The organism is Laceyella sacchari, assembly GCF_024927925.1.
Classification (GTDB): Bacteria; Bacillota; Bacilli; order Thermoactinomycetales; family Thermoactinomycetaceae; genus Laceyella; species Laceyella sacchari.
Window position 1 is genome coordinate 1,780,029 of sequence record NZ_CP103866.1, and the last position, 19,150, is coordinate 1,799,178.

The window sequence follows — 19,150 nt, forward strand, 5'->3', positions numbered from 1 at the left end:
TGATCAGACACGCCTTAGTTTCTGTAATTTGTTTGGAGAGCAAACCAGTTTACAAAACAAAAAAAGCACCGCTCTGGTAAACATTAGAGCGGTGCTGTTCATTAAAAAAGTAATCACAATATTTCAATATACCCTTCCGTTCCATGCACTCGAATACGTTGCCCGTCTTTTATCCGCTTGGTGGCATTTTCAACACCCACAACGGCTGGCAAGCCATATTCACGCGCGATGACGGCTCCATGAGTCATCAATCCCCCCACTTCGGTAACTAATCCTTTGATGTTTACAAACAATGGTGTCCAGCTAGGATCGGTGTATGCTGTGACCAAGATATCTCCATCTTCCAGATCTGCCTCTTCCATCTTTAAAATGACCCGTGCTCTGCCCTCTATTACTCCAGAAGAAACCGGCAGGCCGACAATTGCATGCGGTGGGAGGTTTTCTCGTTTGTATTTACCGGCAATGATCTCTCCGTCAGACGTAATAACGCGCGGGGGAGTAAGTTTTTCAAATCGTTTGTGCTCTTCTTTTCGCTTGTTGATGATCTGATCATCCAGTTTGTTTGTCGCGACAACTTCGCGAAGTTCTTCAAACGTGAGATAGAAGATATCTTCTTTTTCTCGAATGACGTTGGCTTGTACAAGCTGTTCGGCTTCCTTCATCAACGCTTGCTTGTAAACGAAAAAGCGATTAATCATGCTGTATTTTGGATATTCTCGATAACCGATGAAATCCCGAATCAGTCTGATCACTTGTTTTGTTTGTTTAGCTTTATGCTCCCCATCTGGCAGTTGCTTCAACCGCTCTAATAACTCTCGTTCCTTATTCAACGCTTCCTGCCGTCCTTGCTCAAATTTTCGCGCACTGGCATTGGGTTCAAAATTTTTGATGTTACTGAGAATCATCGGGATGAGTGACGTTGGTTTTTCACTCCAACGAGGTTTGGTAATATCGATTTCACCTGTACAGCGCATGCCGTATTTGTCAAGATAAGCAAGGATCGCCTCCTTCGCTTCCTGCCCACCGTCAAACTTCGTCAGTTCATCCAAAAAATTTTCATCTTGTGTATGTTGCAAATAATGAACCACTTCCGGATAAGGACGAATTACATCGGCGACATCCAGTAACGCCAACCCCATCTCCGAAGTAATGTTATTGGGTACCGATAAAGTCAGCGTATCTGCCGCGTTTTTCTCACCTAACCATTCCTGCATTTTTTTATTGATCCAAAAGGAAGCGTTCATAGCAACCATAATCACATCTAAGCTTTGTGAATCAGATAACATCTTCTTTAGTCGCAGGCAATCTTCCAGAATAAAATCAAACAAATCCAACCCTGATTTCGTTTGGATGTTTTGTTTTAACTCTGCCAACGATGCTTCACTCTGCTTAATCAAATCACGAACGATGGTCGGGTCTTTATGGAGGTTTTTCTCCAAAAATCCCCAAGACATCCCTTCATTGATTTTACTGATATGTTGGACTCCTTCACCCTTGGGTCGCGATTTAATAAAGCCTTCTCGCTCCACGATGGTGATGAGCGCATCTTTGATGAGCGGATCGGATTGTTCAATGGCATTGAATAACATTTCTCTGCTGTCAGGTGAAGCCAGCAAATGCGTAACATCGACAAACAACCTTCCTCCCGCTTTCTTCATGGGCTGAAACGATGTTAACTGAAATATCGACAGGCCCAATGGTTTCATGGGGTCCGTCATCATCTGTTGATGGCCGACCGAAATATAGACGCGATTTTCTTGATCATCCGCTTCCGGGATGGGGTATAAAGTCGTAATTGGCCGGCTCTGGACAATATAAAATGTGTCATCAACCAAACACCATTCGATATCTTGTGGGCAACCAAAGTACGTCTCAATCTGTTTACCAATGCGTGCCAATTGTAAGATTTGTTGGTCCGTAAGGGTTTGCGAATTTTGTTGATCAGGATCGATGGGCTGCGTCTCGGTTCCACCTTCTTTTTGTCCATAGATAGCCCATTTTTTGGTTGCTATCATCTTATCGACGATGTTATCTTCTTGCACTTTATAGCAATCCGCTGTTACCAAGCCCGAGACAATGGCCTCACCCAAGCCAAAACTGGCATCAATCGATACCACCTTTCGGTTTGAATGAATGGGATCGGCAGTAAATAAAACGCCTGAAGCCTGTGGGAATACCATCCGTTGAATAATTACAGAAAGATGTACCTGGCTGTGATCAAATCCGTTTTGCATGCGGTAAATCACGGCGCGATCAGTATAGAGGGAAGACCAACACTTTCTGATGTGTTGCAATATTGCATCTTTGCCAATGATATTTAAATAGGTGTCTTGCTGACCGGCAAAAGAGGCATGTGGTAAATCTTCAGCAGTTGCACTGGAACGCACTGCATAGGCATGTTCATCGCCAAGCCGGGTAAGAACATGAGAAACATCTTTCACAACATCGGAAGGAATCTCCACTTCCATTATCACTTTTCGAATCTTCTTGCACAATTCACCGATTTGATCTCGGTCATCTGTGTTTAGCTTTGTTAGTTGATGCACCAATGCACGGAAGGCTTCATTGTGCTTGAGTGCCTGATGATAAGCTTCTGTTGTAACACAAAATCCTTCTGGCACGTGTATGCCATCCATCTTCGATAATTCCCCTAAATTCAATCCTTTGCCCCCGACGCGCAAAAGCTGCGTATGATCAATCTCCTGCAAGCTGACAACATAAGCACTCATTTCTACTCTCCCCTTCTTTTAAACACTGCCAATCGCCACTTTAAAGCAATGCTCCATAGCGTTGATTACAATATTTTACGTATAAATTCTAGAACTTTGCTCTAAGAATAAACAGCCTATATCTTATCCCATTTATCCTTTATAATTAAAATGGGAGAGACAAACTCCATTTTACAAAGAAATCTTACGCATATGAAAAGAGCCCTGATAATGCCGATCAAAGGGCTCTTTTTATGTGAATCTTTGTTACTTGGCAAATCCATACCTCACACCCTGCGGCAGACGCAGGAACACTCCTCTATCGCTTCCTTCTCTGCACATCTTTGTCCAAGCTCGTTGGAAGTATGAACTTCCGCTTGTTTGATCAAACTACTTCAGATGATTCCTCTTAACGACAAGGAGTGATTTTTATGAACATCAAAGATGTGCAAAACGAATTAAACCAACTGCGAAACCAATTTTCCAATGAAGTGAACGCACTAAAAGAGCAACTGTCCCAACTACAACAATCCATGGATCGCCTAAACCAAACCCAGTCATTACATCAGCCCGCATCAGTGCAAGAGCAAATGTCTCAACAAATCATGTCGCGCACAACACAACCGAATCACGAAGCTCACCAATATACTGGCCGATAACACAACTGGCCGATTGACGCGAACTCAAGGAGGTCACCCTTGATGAAACCTGATATAGATCCTGAAATCGTCTTTGACGGAAAAAGGACACCATCCGGCTCAATCAACACCAGGCTGTCCTCTTCCGCCCGGGAAAACGCCCTTACTCAAGATGAACTTACCAAATTTGGCGAACTCACTCCCAGGGACACCCTCGAAAAGAAACAAAACTGAATATGGCCTCAGTGTAAACAAGCCGATGGTTTCCAACCATCGGCTTGTTTTGTTATCAAGACACCTCAGCCAAATGAAGTCGCCTCACAACGCGCCAGCACCGCCATATGCCAAGCGGCCTTTTTCAAATATGCCACTGTCAATGTCTAATCAGATATTTTTTATAATTATTTAGTTAAAATTGTTATTCTTTTTTAAAAGTAAATTATATAATGTTTTTATAAAAGATTCATTCACTGAAGGAGCGTGCTACCCATGGCCAAACGGAATTTCTTGATCGCTACAACGACAGCGATCGCTTTGACGCTGTCCATCCCGATCGCATTTGCCGAACCGGGAACCAACTCTGACCAATCACAAGTAAAAACGCTTGATGCCAAGTCCATAGCGGATCAGTACCTGAAGCAGAACGCTGATAAATACCAATTGCCATCAGATCTTTCCGGCCTTAAATACGTGACGACCATTGATACCCCTGCAGGCTCCTACGTTCGCTATCAACAAGAGATCCAAGGTGCACCCGTCTTCACCAAACAGGTAACGGTTACCATCGACCGTACAGGCACACCCCTGCTCGCTGTCTCGGACTATGTCCCGTACAGTTCGATTGAACAAATGAAAAGGAAAATCTCCCAGTCTGAAGCGGAAGCAAAAGCGCTCAGTTATATAGGTGGAAACGACACTGGCAAATGGACGCCGGCATCGCGCCAATTTGGCTATGTGATTCAAAACGGCACAGCCATCCCGTCTTACCGCATTGTCGTGAAAACAAAGACGCCTCAGGATGAATGGGATACGTACATTCACGCCGGTAGCGGGAAATTGCTCAAGAAGAAAAACCGAGTGCAAAACGCTACTGGTACCGGTACCGTCTTTAACCCCAATCCGGTGGAAACCAAAGGAACCGCCTCTGGTTTGAGCGACAATCAGGACAAGGATTCTGCAGCACTGACAAGCCAACTGAAATCGGTCATCCTACAGGGGCTGGACGGCTCAGGTTATCTCAGAGGACAGTACGTCACCATTTCGTCAAAAGCGAAAACATATTCCGCAACGAATACGTTCAACTATACTCGCGCAAATGACAGTTTTGAGGATGTCATGGCCTATTATCATATCGACAGTTTGCAACGCTACATTCAAAGTCTCGGCTTCAATAACATCAACAATCGTGCGATCAAAGTCAATGTAAACGGCACAACGGCAGATAACTCTTACTATTCTCCGGCCACCAAATCATTAACTTTTGGCACCGGCGGTGTGGATGATGCAGAAGATGCCGGAATCATCGCGCATGAGTACGGTCATGCGATCCAAGACAATCAAGTGCCTGACTGGGGTCAATCGGCTGAAGGTGGAGCGATGGGCGAAGGGTTCGGCGATTTCCTGGGAGCCACTTATGAAGACGCCATGACTGGCAATGACTCATTCGGGAAAGCTTGCATTGGTGAATGGGATGCTGTCTCATATTCCTCCACCAACCCACCTTGCTTGCGCCGCTTAGACACAAACAAAGTATATCCGCGCGATTGGGCTGGTGAAGTGCATGATGACGGCGAAATCTGGTCCCAAGGCGAATATGATATGGCGAAAGCATTTGGACGGGATGTAGCCACAAAACTAATCCTTCAATCCCATTGGTCCCTGACACCGAACGCAACCTTTGCCGATGGCGCCAAGGCAATTAAGCAAGCGGACGTCATGCTCTACAATGGTGCGCACGCCACCCAAATCGATGCGATCTGGGCCGCACGAGGCATTCCCACTGACTAAAAAAACAAAAAAACAGCCGGGAAACCAACGTTTCCTGGCTGTTTTTCATTATCACCCATTCAAATGAGATCTTTTTCTGGAATACAAGAAATAAATAGACAATCCAATGGTCAACCAGATGAGAAACGCGTACCAAGTGGTTGCAGACAAATTCGTCATCAAAAAAATGCAAACTGCCATCGACAACAGTGGAACAAAGGGGACAGCAGGAGTGCGAAACTTGCGCGGCAAATCAGGTTGCGTTTTACGAAGAACAATTACCCCTAGTGAGATCAGGACAAAGGCAGTCAATGTCCCAATATTGATCATCTCCGCCAAACGATCCAGTGGCACGATGCCCCCGAGTAAAGCGGCCACACTACCAATGATCCACGTAGCCCGATACGGCGTTTGGAACTTTGGATGGACCTTGGAGAAAACGGAGGGCAAGAGGCCGTCCCTTGACATAGCGAAAGCGATTCGAGTTTGTCCAAACAGCATAACCAGCATAACGGTAAGCATTCCCACAATCGCTCCCAAATCGATAAAACCAGCAACCCAGTCTTGCCCCGCATACTGCAACGCAAGTGAAACCGGATGAGCAACCCCTTCAAACTCAGCAAAAGGAACAATCCCCGTCATGATCCCGGAAACAACAATATACAAAAGAATGCAGATGAAAAGCGAATACATGATCCCCCGCGGCAAATCTTTTGCCGGATTTTTGGTTTCCTCGGCAGCGGCAACAACGGCGTCAAACCCCAAAAATGCGGTAAATGTGATTGCGGCCGCAGAGAAAACTCCCTCCAAACCAAAAGGCATAAAATTATGCCAATTATCTGGTTTGACATAACCGATGCCCACAATCACAAACAAGATCACGACAGCTGTTTTAATCAACACCATGATATTATTCACACGCGCTGACTCTTTTACTCCTCTGGCTACAAAAAAAGTGATCACGATGACAACGGCAAAAGCAGGCAAGTTAAACCATGTCTCCACCCCTGGCACAGCTCCATGAGCCGCCGTCAAAGCTGTCGGCAAGGAGATGCCTAAGCCTTGCAATAAACTTTGTAAATATCCCGACCATCCCGCAGAAACAAGGCTGACTGCAAGAAGATATTCCAGAATCAAATCCCATCCAATAATCCAGGCGATCAATTCTCCCAATGTCGCATAAGCAAATGTATACACAGACCCCGAGACGGGCACCAAGGTGGCAAATTCAGCATAGCACAAGGCTGTTAAAGCACATGCCAAACCCGAAATGAGAAATGAAATCATGATTCCTGGACCGGCCGTCACCGCCCCTGTGCCTGTAAGCACAAAAATTCCCGTGCCGATGATGGCTCCCAACCCCAGCAATGTCAGATCCCATGTACCCAAGGTTCTTTTTAATGCTGTGCCTGTCTGGGCTTGTTGCATCATGGCAGAGATACTTTTCTTTCTAAACAAATCCATAAACCAACCTCCTACACCAGCGAAAACATCACAATTGTAAGTCAATTTCACAAAAAACCTTAACTATTTCATCCTTAGATCATAAAGGTATTATCTTCGTAAAACTTGATACAATATGTATGAAATAAGATGAATATTTTTGGATAAAAAGATCAAATCAAGCCATATTACAAAATTCATCCATCACAGAGCAATAAAAAAAGACGCCAAGCGTCTTGAGAATGTTGACAAACCCTGCGAATCAACTTTGTTGATCGCAGGGTTTTTGTATATAAAAGGGATATAAACAATTAATGGATGAATATCAACCCATATAAACTTAAAACCACCTCCCTTACCTGCTCTCGAAAGCAGCATAGCCAACTTTTTTATGTTTTGAGCCACAGCAGTTAGGAGGCATTGCTCTTGAATTTTTGCAAGCCCCCTGTAGCGTGCGTATCGAAGACCATGAAGTTCCTTCGCGTCAGCGAAGCTACGTTCAATCGTTTCTTTTCGACGCTTATATAAAGTTTTTCCACGTGGGCTCAAGCGATTTTGTCTAACCCACTCTTTTGCATCTTCCCATACATGACGTGTTAGGATTTTTGTGTGGTTCTTTGACTTTGTGCAATTCTTAAGAAAAGGACATTGCTTACAAATCTCGGGATTGGATTTGTACTGTCTGTATCCTTCACGGTTGGTCGTTCGATATGTAAGTTGATGCTTTGCTGGACAAAGATATACATCTTGCTCAGGAATATACTTAAATCTCCATTTCGGAAAGAGGTCTTTATCTGGTCGAAAACTCCGATGTGCAATAACCGTAAAGATTCCTTGTCCTCTCAATTCACGACAAATAGGCATAGTTAAATAACCAGAATCCAGAGCAACAGCTTTCACCGAAAAGCCGAAGCGGCTTTTCTGACGATTTAACCTTTCTAAATAAGGAACTGAATCATGGACATTTCCTGGTGTAACAAATACATCTGTAATGAAGTTATGTAAACCATCGACAGTACGATGATCGAGATAGAAAAAGCCTTCGGGTTTTCCATCTCGAACCATATAACCACTATCTGGATCGGTCGTACTTACACGAATTTCTTTCGTTTCAACCTTTATGGGCTTTTTTTTTAAAGGCTTCTTTCCGTGCTCTTCTCGATCTTGCTCAATTGCTTGTTCTAAATCATCCATATATCCTTTGGGAGTAACTTTAACTAATTGTTTTTTGAACTTTCCTTTATTGGCATTGGCTTTAAGAAAAGTGGAGTCACTAAAAAGCTCTTTTCCTTGAATAAATCCATGTTGGATCGCCTGAATGACAATTTCATCAAATATTTCCTGATAAATAGTGGAGCTTTGGAACCGTCTTCGACGGTTTTGACTGAAAGTAGATGCATGTGGGACTGGGTCGGTTAGAGATAACCCTACAAACCAACGGTAAGCGATGTTAACTTTAATCTCCTCAATGAGTCGGCGTTCGGAACGAATGCCGAACAAATATCCAATGAGTAGCATTTTAAATAACATAATTGGGTCAAGACATGGACGCCCATTATCTTGGCAGTATAATTCTTTACATTTCTCAGCAATGAAGGAGAAGTCGATCGTTTCATTAATTTTCCGTAACAAGTGATCTCGTGGAACTAATTCTTCTATGTTAACTAGTTCTGGTTGATGTTCTTTACTCGGGTTTGTTCTAAACATAGAAAAAACTCCTTATAGAGTGTTTTTTATTGATTCGACAAAAAAGGCTGCTGACCCTGCCTTTCAAGGCAGTTTGTCAGCAGCCTCAAGACGCCAAGCGTCTTCTACATTTTCTACTCCTTGCGGGAGCTGACGAACAGAAATCCCTGCGAACATCTCAGTTGCTCGCAGGGCTGAAAGCTTGTGTTCCGTTCCAGTGCGTCAGAGCTCGTCCTTTATCCCGGCAAGAAAAATCCATATTCCTGCAATGATGTTTTGGTCAAGCGCAGATAATCCAGGGATTTTTGCAGGTCTTGTTCAATTTCCACTGTCTTTTGGCTTCCATTTAAAAGATTGATCACCGCAATTTTTTCAGGGAAAGATAACATTCCCCGATGGCAAAAGACAGAAATGATATGCTTAAATGCGTCCAATACATACGGATTGTCTGAAACAACATATTTTTTGATGTTCAGCGAATCAGGGGTCCAATGAACCACATGCAAGTTTAATTGCAAATTCAGATCCAACTCCTTGATGAACGCATGCAACTCTTCAAATAAAAACACAGGCGGGTCCGCACGATGATCGTTGAGCAAATATTGCATCAAATGATCAGTCGTTTTCAACAACACTTCATGGTAATGATACTCCGATTCAAACAGCTTGGCGTCAACTCTCCAATATCGGCCGATCAATTCAAGAATGCGGATGCCCGAACGTCTTTCAACGGGCAAGCGGTAATAGGCCTGAATCACTTGGTTTACTGTGTTTTGAACAGCCCGTATCCATTCGGGATGCATCACATTGCCGCATCTGTCACAACAGAGCCAACCATACATCATATCCTCATCAGACAACACGTTCCCATCTCTCATACCCATTTCTTTCACCTCATTATTTGCCGGGCAGCCGCAGGAAGTTGACTACACTGGAGACATAACCTTCCTCACCGCGACTGGTTATCGTTGCCATCATTATACCATTGTTGATAACGATTATCAATATCATTTTAACCCTCGCTATTTCTGAAAAAAAGAGCGGATGATCTCCGCTCTTTTTCATATCACACATGTCTTGAAAGCAACCTGTTCCGAAAGGCAGTCTTAGCCTAAGTCCCCGTCTGGTTATCAACAGTTACAAGCCGGTACAGATCTTCGCTTGTTAACTTCTTAATCTTGATATGCATGTCAGAAGGACTGACGCTAAACCATTCGCTGCGTCTGTTCCCACACCTCCTTATTACAATTCTCTAAAATAGTGAATTCATACCCTATGATTCGTCCAAGCTCTTTTCTATCAACATGCATATGAATATATAGAAAGTTGATAGAAATCACTTTCAAATCCGCCTGTAAAGGAGGGGATTTTGATGAGTAAACGCATTAAAAAATGGGTTAGAAAAAACACAAACTGGAATTCAAACTGGAACAAAAATATTAACAAGAACACCATTTATATCGGAATTGGTGGCAAGAAAAAGAAAAGAAAAAAAAGACGTCGCTAAGACTATTAAATAGAGCTGTAAGCCAAACACCCTACACTAGTAGGGTGTTTGGCATTTCTTATCCAATACATTAACCTCTCTCACTATGATACAAAAGGGGGGATGTGAATGGCAGAAAACATCTTATGAATGGCCGAATACGAAGAAGACCCCACAGGTTGCACAGTATTTTATTTTCCGGAGGGAGCCCAAGCGGCAATTGATCTGCAAGGAAATGTTCCCGCAACGATCACTAGTATTGCATGCGGTTTGCTTTACAGGTGGATCGATTAAAATCTACTTCTTCGATAAATTCAATTACTTCTCCATTGGGACTATAAACTAAAGCATTTTTTACCACAAGCGGAGGTTCGCCCAGGTACAGTTGCTCTGGGTGAATACACGCTTTTGCACCATAAACAAGCGCTTTTTGATACATTTCCTCTACATCTTCTACATATAAAGCTAAATGTAATAACGCCCCATAAGCAACCTCATCTTCCGACTCAGCTTTTCTTCCTTGAGCATGGATGACTGCCTCATGATCAAATACTTCAATGCAAGTTCTTCGGTCAGGAGAAACAAGCATAGCTGCTTCTCTGATCTGGAAAGAAGGAAGTGTCCAACGATGGCCGATGTTAAATCCTGGGGCTTGAGTATAAAATTTCGATGGTTTCTGTATAATCTCTCGCTTGAATGGCAATATGGGCCCGTCCTTTTACGCTCATATATAATCACTCCTGTGCTAAGTTGTTCTTTTTCTATGATAGGGATATGAACTGGCGTAATACATATAAAAGATAACGATATTATGCCATGATTCTTATGAAATATAAGTTTGTTTATAATAGTAAGTTTACTTTACAAAAGTGATCAGGAGGCATCAGGCATGAAAGGACAAATTGATGAAACAGATAAAAAGATCATATCTGGTTATCATGCTGCATTGAATATGCATAATTTAAACAGAGGCACAACCTCTTTCATGCTCGTAAAAACAGAACATTGTCTCGCTTTTATCGACTTTTGTAAAGAGACTGAAGCTGTAACCGATTTATTTCGCATCAGTGGAGAATTTAATTATTTAGTGAAGATACAAACGGCAACCGCAGAAGAAATTGCAGAATTTCAAGATGTGATTGGTAACGACCATTTGTTTCGCACGTAACAAAGTGCTTATCCGTTCCTCTGGGCAAATCATGTAAGCATCCTACATACGTCCATCTTGATGTCACTAACCTCTCAGCAAACAGACTTGCTTCCAAAGGCCTCTCATTACTGCCAACCAAAAAAACAGTTTGCATTTATTGATAGTGAGTGGAATCTGAAGGACTTATAACTCTTTTCCCGCCATTCAACCAATTCCGAATAGTGCAGAACTTCCGACAGCCTCTTCCTTTGAAAAGTTTGACAGTGAGCAACGTCTGAGTATCATGTTCGTGCCTCTTGCTTATTTCGCCCTTTTGCATCCACCTATCCGAAAAGCAGTGAATAGCTTGCTATTGATAAACAACTGGCATATAATTATAATGATTATCAAATGATAATTATTATAAAAAGGAGGGCGAACATCATTAAATCCCATGATTATCATCATCTCAATCACGTCAAACAGCAGCCAACATCTAAAACCGCCTTATGGATCACCCTGTGCTTGACATTGTTTTTCACCATTGTCGAAATCGTCGGCGGATTGCTGTCAAACTCTCTCGCTCTCTTGTCGGATTCGGCACATATGATTTCGGATGTGATCGCGTTGGGATTAAGTTTGACCGCTGTCTACCTGGCTGCACGCAAACCGGATCACAAATACACTTTTGGCTTCCTTCGCTTTGAAATCATCGCTTCTTTTTTGAATGGATTGGCGCTCGCCGCCATATCGGTTGGCATTTTCATCGAGGGCATCCTTCGCATGATCCGGCCCCAAGCAATCAACCTGCGGCTGATGTTGGGGGTCGCTATCGTGGGCTTACTGGTAAATTTGGTGTTGACCGTTGTTTTGATGCGCCAATCCAAGAAAGAAGAAAATTTGAATATTAAAAGTGCCTTATGGCATTTTTTCGGCGACTTGCTCAGCTCAGTCGGCATCATTGTTTCCTCTCTGCTTATCATCATAACTGGATACACCCTGTTTGATCCGTTGGTTAGCATGATGATCGGTGGCATCATCTTCTATGGCGGAGCAAAGATAATTCGAGAATCTTATCTGATCCTGATGGAATCGGTTCCCACCACATTCGACCTTGAGGCCATTCGCAACGACATCCAGTCGGCACCGGGGGTGGTTGATGTCCACGAAATGCACTTATGGGCGATATCCACTGACCACTACTCGCTGTCAGCGCATGTGTTTGTTCACGAAGATGCGGATCCCCTGCGTACCATCCGGACCATCAATCATCTCCTCAGGGAGACGTACGGCATCGAACATTCGACGATTCAAGCGGAACATCCTGCCATTCATGATCATGGCGAATATGGGAAACAATTTTTGGCCTCACACTGATCGGGAGAATAATCAACACCCAGACTAATAACGGTCTGGGTGTTTTAATGAACGCCTGCATGATGGAAAGGAAACCTCTGGCGGATAATTGGGGGTCAAGCATTTCATTAGCAATATGCATAAAATTACAGATCCCGCAACCCGTCATTTGACAATGATCTCAACTTCTTCACACCCGTCATATACCATTATGAAAATAAATTGCCGTAAATAACCTTATCTTTGTTGAAATGGCATGATTATGTGGTGCAAACAGGTAAATATTCACACCATGATGCAAATTGCCATATTTAAATGTTATAATAAATTTGATATTGACAATACAATGAACTATGCCATTTTCCCAACACGAAATATGAAACAATGATGAAAGGTGTGAATTTATGAAGAAACTCTCACTGACAACCAAAATTTTAATCGGTATTATTCTCGGTCTTATCGTCGGTGTCATCTTGAACTTATTTTTGCCCGAACTATTCAAAACATTAAACAATTATTTGTTTGACCCGATCAGCGTCTTGTTTATTAAAGCGATTAAAATGGTTGTAGTCCCCTTGGTTTTCTTCTCCTTGGTGGCAGGGGCTGCAGGCATTGCCGATCCCAAGAAACTGGGACGGATCGGCATAAAGACCATCGTTCTTTACATTCTCACCACTGCGGTTGCGATCACCATCGCCTTGATATTGGCCAACTTCATCGAACCCGGTGTGGGTACCAGCATTGAGAAGCCGGCTGAAAAGCCGAAAATTGAAGCAGCTCCAAGCATGAAAGACACTCTGTTGAACATCATTCCTGAAAACCCGGTGTCGGCGATGGCCAATGCCGACATGTTGCAAATTATTTTCTTCGCGTTGCTGTTTGGTATCGGTATGGCCTTGTTGGGAAACAAAGTGGACCAAGTGCGGCAGTTTATCGAGCAAGGCAATGAGATCATGCTGAAATTGGTAACCATTATCATGGCTTGTGCACCATATGCCGCTTTTGCGTTAATGGCGCGGGCGGTCGGGCAAGCCGGCATCGACTTGATCGGCTCGATGGCGTGGTACATGATCACCTTGATCTTGGCATTGATCGTTCACATGGGAATCACTTACAGTGCGTTGCTAAGCTTGTTCGCCAAATACAACCCAATACAGTTCTTTAAGAAAATGGGGCGGGCAATGGAGGTAGCTTTCACCACCAGCAGCAGTGCAGCCACGTTGCCAGTCACCATGGACGTGGCTGAGAAAGACTTTAACGTTCCCAAGTCAATCAGTAGCTTCGTTTTGCCACTGGGAGCCACCATTAATATGGATGGTACCGCTATCATGCAAGGGGTGGCTGCGCTGTTCATCGCGCAATTGTATGGCATCCCGCTAGGGTTGGAAGAGCAATTGGTCATCATCCTGACAGCCACATTGGCTTCCATCGGTACAGCTGCCGTTCCCGGAGCCGGTTTGATCATGCTGACCATGGTGTTGCAATCGGTCGGCCTGCCGGTGGAGGGCATCGCGATTGTGTTGGGGGTAGACCGCTTGCTCGATATGAGCCGGACGGCAACCAACATCACTGGAGACGTGTGTGTAGCGGTCGTTGTCGCCAAAGGAGAAAAAGACAAAGAAGAGCAAGTAGCATAACCATCTACAAAAAAGCCTCCTTTCGTAAGCGGAAAGGAGGCTCCTTGTTTTGTTCCGCACACAGGTGTCAACCTACGTCATCCATTCCACGCGTTGCAACACCCGGTGCTTCATCAGGGCCAAAATAAAGTCCACATAATAATCTTGGCGCACAATCACCCGATATTCATGATTGGGGTATGCGTAAAACAGCACATCCGTATGCACATCATTATCCTCAAACAGCTCTTGCACCCGCTTGATCGCTTCCATGATCGCTCCATCCAAGCAACGGATGTCAAATTCAACATCGTTTCCATTCGCTTTTTCCTGCATGTTCAACTTCAGCTTGTCATATTCGTATCGCAGCATGAGCTCTCTCCTTTACACCAAATAACGGAAATAGACATAGACGCTGGCCAAGACGATAGACAACAACATCAGGGGAAAACCGACCTTCAGGTACTTGATGAAAGTGATTGGATGCCCTTCTTTGCCTGACATGCCGGCAACAATCAGATTCGCACTCGCCCCAATCAACGTACCATTGCCACCAAGGCAGGCACCCAGCGCCAAACTCCACCACAACGGCTCCAAATTGCTGACCCCCATTTGCCCCATCTCTTGAATCATGGGAATCATCGTGGCCACAAACGGAATGTTGTCAAGAAAAGCGGACGCGAACGCGCTGAGCCACAGGATCAACATCGACGTTACCACCACATCGCCCTTCGTCAGTTCAATCGCTTGCTCCGCCAATTGGGCGATGACTCCTGTTTCAATCAAGCCCGACACGAGGACAAACAAACCGACAAAAAAGAAAATCGTCATCCATTCCACTTTTGTGAACGCTTCTTCCATTGTGTGCTCACCCGTCAACAGCAACAACAGGAAGGCGCCGCCGAGAGCAACGGTGGCCGACTCCAGATGTAACAACTGGTGCGTGAAAAAGCCCAGAATCGTCAGCCCCAAAACAATCAAACATTTGCGGAGTAGCTTATGATCGGTAATAACTGCTTTTTCATCCAGTTTCATAATGCTTTCTTTCAGTTCGGGCGTGGTTTGAATCTGTTTCCGATATATTAACACAAAAATCGGTACATAGACGGCCATGATGATTATAGTAATCGGAGTTAAGTTCTCGATAAAGGCCATGAACGTCAATTCTTTCACCGCGCTGCCGATCATAATGTTGGGCGGATCACCGATCAGTGTCGCCGTCCCTCCCACATTGGAAGCGATAATCTGGGTGATCAAAAACGGGACCGGGGGCACTCGCAACTGACGGGTAATGCTAAACGTGACAGGCACCATAAGGAGCACGGTGGTAACATTGTCCAAAAAGGCCGATCCCAGGGCCGTGATCAGTGTCAACGAAATTAATATCCGAACAGGGTCCCCTTTGGCCCGCTTAGCCGCCACCACTGATATATACTTGAATAATCCCGTCTCAGCAGTGATGCTGACTATGATCATCATGCCGATGAGCAACCCCAACGTATTGAAATCGATGTGATGGATGGCAGTTTCTTGATCGATAATTCCCAACGCCACCATCAGTCCTCCGCCAATCATGGCAACAATGGTGCGATGAATTTTCTCAGAAATAATTAAGGCATAAATCACCAAAAAAATGCCTATGGCCAAAATAGCTTGTTGTTCCATATCGTACCTCCTCAATTCTTATTTATTTATATCCACATAAAATGTGTATATAAATAACTGTGATCAGCGATGCTTTATCGCTTTACAATACAAAAGCAGACATGACAAAAGGAGACCGCCAAGTGGCAGTCTCCTCCTAAATCATGTTCCGTATATTCATTTTTATACCATTATATAAAAACACTCGGGAATTGTAAAGGAATCGACAAGCCCAACGAAAATTTGCGATTACGCCCGTGGTACACCCTCATTTTATGGAATATCAAACACTGTTTTATCCATGCAATAAATATCCAATGTCAGTCCATTGTCGATAAAAATATTTGGCTGTCCAGATAAGACGGCCTGGCCGGTAATCTCGGCAAGCATGGAACGCATATCGTTGTGATATTCCCTCTCTTTCATTTCCTGCAAGATTGGATCGATCCGTCTCCCACGAATAGACATGCGTGGAGAAACCTCCTTCATGATTGAAGCATTCCCGGCAATAATGAAAATCTTATCTTGGTGCACAATCGCTTCCACATCTTTGCGCACGGCCCCAAATAACTGACGTTGTCCTTCACTGTACGCATCACAAATCATTTTCTGGATTGCTGGCTGATTACTTATTTGCATCTTCCCTACCCCTTTCTTACGTTCAGCTTCTGGCCGTGGGAATGGAAAAGACAAAAGGAGCCCATCGGTGACAGGCTCCTCCTAAAAATCCAGATTTAATCTTTTCAGTAATACTATGCACCGAAAACATCCACTTCATACATCCGTCGTTCACAATTCAGCATTTTTGGCAGATGTCTCCAGTTGATCCGTATATTTAACTTTTACAGCCGCAGAACGCTCTTGCTGGAATGACTTCATCAGTGAAACAATCACTCCGAACAAAATGAAAATGAAAGGGAAAGAGGCAATAATGGAAGTTGTCTGCAACGCCTCCAATCCACCTGAATAAAGCAACACCGCGGCCGACGAGGAAATGATAAAGCCCCAGATATACTTAACGCGATTTGGTGGATTTAAAGACCCGTTTGTTGTCTGCATTCCTAACACAAACGTGGCTGAATCGGCCGAAGTGATGAAAAAGGTGGCGATCAACAAGACAGCCAACACTGTCATCACCAGTCCAAGCGGATATTGTTGTAACACGTCAAACAACACCACTTCCGTACCTTTGTCATTCATCGTCTCAAATAAGGGAAGCCCTTGGTTGATGTCCAGATGTAAGCCCGCTCCGCCAAAAACGGCGAACCAAATAGCGCAAAAAGTGGTCGGTACCAGAAGAACGCCGATAATAAACTCCCTTACCGTTCTCCCTTTGGAAACACGGGCGATAAATGTGCCGACAAACGGAGCCCAAGCAATCCACCACGCCCAATAAAAAACGGTCCAATTCTGAACCCAATCATTCGCTTCGGGTTGGAACGGAGCCATGTAAAAGCTCATCGCGGGAAGGTTCTGCAGATACCCGCCGATGGTGCTGATCAGCAAATTCATAAGAAACTTTGTAGGCCCGGCGAATAAAAGGAACAACAGCAACAACAAGGCCAACAAGATATTGAGATTGCTCAAATATTGAATGCCTTTGCTCAAACCTGTAACCGCAGACAACAAAAACAAACACGTCACCACAACGATGATAATCAGTTGGGTGGTGAAATTATTATCAATGGAAGTAAGATATGAAATCCCCCCACCGATTTGGGCGGCACCAAAGCCCAATGACGTCGCGACGCCAAACACGGTGGCAAAAACGGCAATCACATCGATCACTTTGCCGATCGGGCCGTTCACCTTTTCTTTCAACAAGGGATAAAAAATGTGACTGATAAGTCCGGGGGTTTTTTTTCGGAAATTAAAGTAAGCCAACGCCAAGGCCAACACACTATAAGTTCCCCAAGGGTGAAGACCCCAATGGAAGAAAGAGTAACGCATAGCCATTCGTGCAGCTTCTGGCGTTTGTCCTTCACCTACAGGCGGTATGTGATAATGGGAAAGCGGTTCAGCCACTCCCCAAAACACAAGCCCGATTCCCATACCGGCGCTAAACAGCATGGCAAACCAGCTGATTCGACTGTACTCAGGCTGATCATCGTCTTTGCCCAGCTTGATTTTGCCATACGGGCTAAAAACCAAATAGAGGGAAAAAATGAGGAATCCAGTGGCGGAAAAGAGGTAAAACCATCCAAACTGATCTTGGAGAAACGTTTGGATCATAGAGGTAACACTGGCAAGACTTTTGGGTGCAACCACACCCCATGCAATAAACAGAACAGACAATACGATGGAAATGAAAAACACATTGGCGATTTTTTTCTTCATGATTCTCCCTTTCTAAATGGAATAATCTGTCTGCCGAATCCGGCTTACTTAACCAATGTAACACACATTGGACAAGATTGCATGTCCGCCTGAGCAAAACCCGGGAGCTGACGCCCTCCTAGTCGACTTTAAATAATTGAACTACAAGAAAAAGAAAAGCCAACCGTTTACTAACGGATGGCCGGAAGAAAACATATTTTTCACTATGCTCCATCTTAAGAATCAAATGTTCCCATTACAACTCGAAAGCCTCTAATCCCCGAATAGGGGTAGTTGAGATTCCCGTACTCATGATAAGCCCATTGTTTCAACTTTTCCACAGAATTCTCCAATGCTTCATCACTTATTCCAAAAGTTGATGATCCGGCTCTTGTCGCAAAGTGCTCAATTTTTTGTAAGAACGTTTCGTGCACCGGCCAGGTAGATAAAGTCAGAATCCGACTCTTCCCTCCAATTTCCTCGAGGTACTTAGCAATCTCATGATCATCCGTTACTCCAAATGGTCGGTTAGGGCGTTCATTTTGTTCAAAAATGAATTTTTCCCATTGTCTCCTTACCTTTACTGTTGGCGGAGCGACCACCCAATATTCTTCTCCATGCAAAAAAACACCATTCTCCTTCAACACTCGCTTTGCTTCCTGAAGTACACCTTTCCAATTGGAGATATGTCGTAAAACTTTTGTTCCCCATACCATATCGAAACGTGAATTTTCAAACGGGAGATGGGTTGCATCCGCTTGAAATACTTCGACCTGGTTTATATGATCTATGTTGGCAATTTTATCTTTGAATTTGGACAACATATTATTAGAAATGTCGATTCCCGTATACGCGTATCCTTTTTTTATGAAGGGAATTGCCATTCTTCCCGTACCGACACCAACTTCGCATATTTTTGCTTCCTTTGAGTCAAGCTGACCCAATGCTTCGATTAATTTGAAAATGTTTTCGTAAACGAATTCTGGATATTGCCGTGTTTCGTCATATAAGTGCGCGATCGTATCAAAATTGTTTGATTTCATTCCAATCACTCCTTTTCGCTATTTTGGGTTTATTAATAAACAGTGTTGAAGTCCAGCGTTCATCTGCATAATAATTTAATGCATCTTCCTCCAACTCCA

Annotated in this window: 17 protein-coding genes; 7 read left to right on the forward strand and 10 right to left on the reverse strand. The window is 43.9% G+C overall.

Features of this window, described 5'->3' with window-relative positions:
- Window positions 1–113: 113 nt before the first annotated feature.
- Window positions 114–2,729: a phosphoenolpyruvate synthase gene (gene ppsA / locus NYR52_RS08905; protein WP_259435479.1), complete on the reverse strand. Its 2,616-nt coding sequence runs from the start codon at window positions 2,727–2,729 to the stop codon at window positions 114–116.
- Window positions 2,730–3,139: 410 nt separating this feature from the next.
- Here ppsA and NYR52_RS08910 point away from each other — a divergent pair, with 410 nt between their 5' ends.
- The 3 genes from NYR52_RS08910 (at window position 3,140) to NYR52_RS08920 (ending at window position 5,353) form a co-directional block, all read left to right on the forward strand.
- On the forward strand, window positions 3,140–3,367 hold the full coding sequence (locus NYR52_RS08910; protein WP_132220600.1) for a hypothetical protein: 228 nt from the start codon (window positions 3,140–3,142) through the stop codon (window positions 3,365–3,367).
- Between the two features lie 39 nt (window positions 3,368–3,406).
- Window positions 3,407–3,580 (forward strand): hypothetical protein, encoded by a 174-nt coding sequence (locus tag NYR52_RS08915; protein WP_158283254.1) that lies wholly within the window; start codon window positions 3,407–3,409, stop codon window positions 3,578–3,580.
- Window positions 3,581–3,835: 255 nt separating this feature from the next.
- Window positions 3,836–5,353 (forward strand): M36 family metallopeptidase, encoded by a 1,518-nt coding sequence (locus NYR52_RS08920; protein ID WP_132220602.1) that lies wholly within the window; start codon window positions 3,836–3,838, stop codon window positions 5,351–5,353.
- A 51-nt stretch (window positions 5,354–5,404) separates the two neighbouring features.
- Here the strand turns inward: NYR52_RS08920 and bcaP are convergent, their stop codons facing one another.
- From bcaP to NYR52_RS08935, 3 genes are all read right to left on the reverse strand, one after another.
- The gene (gene bcaP / locus NYR52_RS08925; protein ID WP_132220604.1) at window positions 5,405–6,796 is read right to left on the reverse strand and encodes a branched-chain amino acid transporter BcaP; all 1,392 of its coding nucleotides are present in this window, start codon (window positions 6,794–6,796) and stop codon (window positions 5,405–5,407) included.
- A 183-nt stretch (window positions 6,797–6,979) separates the two neighbouring features.
- On the reverse strand, window positions 6,980–8,482 hold the full coding sequence (locus NYR52_RS08930; protein ID WP_375163141.1) for an IS1182 family transposase: 1,503 nt from the start codon (window positions 8,480–8,482) through the stop codon (window positions 6,980–6,982).
- A gap of 215 nt (window positions 8,483–8,697) precedes the next feature.
- Entirely contained in the window at window positions 8,698–9,345 is a 648-nt protein-coding gene (locus tag NYR52_RS08935) for a hypothetical protein (protein WP_259435480.1), read from the reverse strand.
- Between the two features lie 488 nt (window positions 9,346–9,833).
- On the opposite strand from NYR52_RS08935, the gene NYR52_RS08940 reads away from it, so the two are divergent.
- Window positions 9,834–9,968: a hypothetical protein gene (locus NYR52_RS08940; protein WP_259435481.1), complete on the forward strand. Its 135-nt coding sequence runs from the start codon at window positions 9,834–9,836 to the stop codon at window positions 9,966–9,968.
- A 232-nt stretch (window positions 9,969–10,200) separates the two neighbouring features.
- Here NYR52_RS08940 and NYR52_RS08945 read toward each other — a convergent pair whose 3' ends face one another.
- Complete coding sequence (locus NYR52_RS08945) at window positions 10,201–10,650, reverse strand: VOC family protein (RefSeq protein ID WP_310795313.1); 450 nt, start codon at window positions 10,648–10,650, stop codon at window positions 10,201–10,203.
- Window positions 10,651–10,836: 186 nt separating this feature from the next.
- Here NYR52_RS08945 and NYR52_RS08950 point away from each other — a divergent pair, with 186 nt between their 5' ends.
- The 3 genes from NYR52_RS08950 to NYR52_RS08960 all read left to right on the forward strand — a co-directional run bounded on the left by NYR52_RS08950 (window position 10,837) and on the right by NYR52_RS08960 (window position 14,069).
- Window positions 10,837–11,115 carry an Lrp/AsnC family transcriptional regulator gene (locus NYR52_RS08950; RefSeq protein WP_259435482.1) on the forward strand — a complete coding sequence of 93 codons (279 nt, stop codon included), beginning with the start codon at window positions 10,837–10,839 and terminating at the stop codon, window positions 11,113–11,115.
- 405 nt (window positions 11,116–11,520) lie between these two features.
- Entirely contained in the window at window positions 11,521–12,453 is a 933-nt protein-coding gene (locus tag NYR52_RS08955) for a cation diffusion facilitator family transporter (RefSeq protein WP_259436747.1), read from the forward strand.
- 383 nt (window positions 12,454–12,836) lie between these two features.
- Window positions 12,837–14,069 carry a dicarboxylate/amino acid:cation symporter gene (locus NYR52_RS08960; protein WP_259435483.1) on the forward strand — a complete coding sequence of 411 codons (1,233 nt, stop codon included), beginning with the start codon at window positions 12,837–12,839 and terminating at the stop codon, window positions 14,067–14,069.
- A gap of 72 nt (window positions 14,070–14,141) precedes the next feature.
- On the opposite strand, the gene NYR52_RS08965 is transcribed toward NYR52_RS08960, so the two are convergent.
- From NYR52_RS08965 to NYR52_RS08985, 5 genes are all read right to left on the reverse strand, one after another.
- Window positions 14,142–14,420 carry a hypothetical protein gene (locus tag NYR52_RS08965; protein WP_132220616.1) on the reverse strand — a complete coding sequence of 93 codons (279 nt, stop codon included), beginning with the start codon at window positions 14,418–14,420 and terminating at the stop codon, window positions 14,142–14,144.
- Window positions 14,421–14,432: 12 nt separating this feature from the next.
- Window positions 14,433–15,713: an ArsB/NhaD family transporter gene (locus NYR52_RS08970; protein WP_132220618.1), complete on the reverse strand. Its 1,281-nt coding sequence runs from the start codon at window positions 15,711–15,713 to the stop codon at window positions 14,433–14,435.
- A gap of 252 nt (window positions 15,714–15,965) precedes the next feature.
- Entirely contained in the window at window positions 15,966–16,331 is a 366-nt protein-coding gene (locus tag NYR52_RS08975) for a hypothetical protein (RefSeq protein ID WP_259435484.1), read from the reverse strand.
- Window positions 16,332–16,481: 150 nt separating this feature from the next.
- Window positions 16,482–18,029, reverse strand: a complete 1,548-nt coding sequence (locus tag NYR52_RS08980; protein WP_259435485.1) for a glycine betaine uptake BCCT transporter — start codon at window positions 18,027–18,029, stop codon at window positions 16,482–16,484.
- Window positions 18,030–18,244: 215 nt separating this feature from the next.
- Entirely contained in the window at window positions 18,245–19,051 is an 807-nt protein-coding gene (locus NYR52_RS08985; protein ID WP_259435486.1) for a class I SAM-dependent methyltransferase, read from the reverse strand.
- Between the last annotated feature and the right edge of the window lie 99 nt (window positions 19,052–19,150).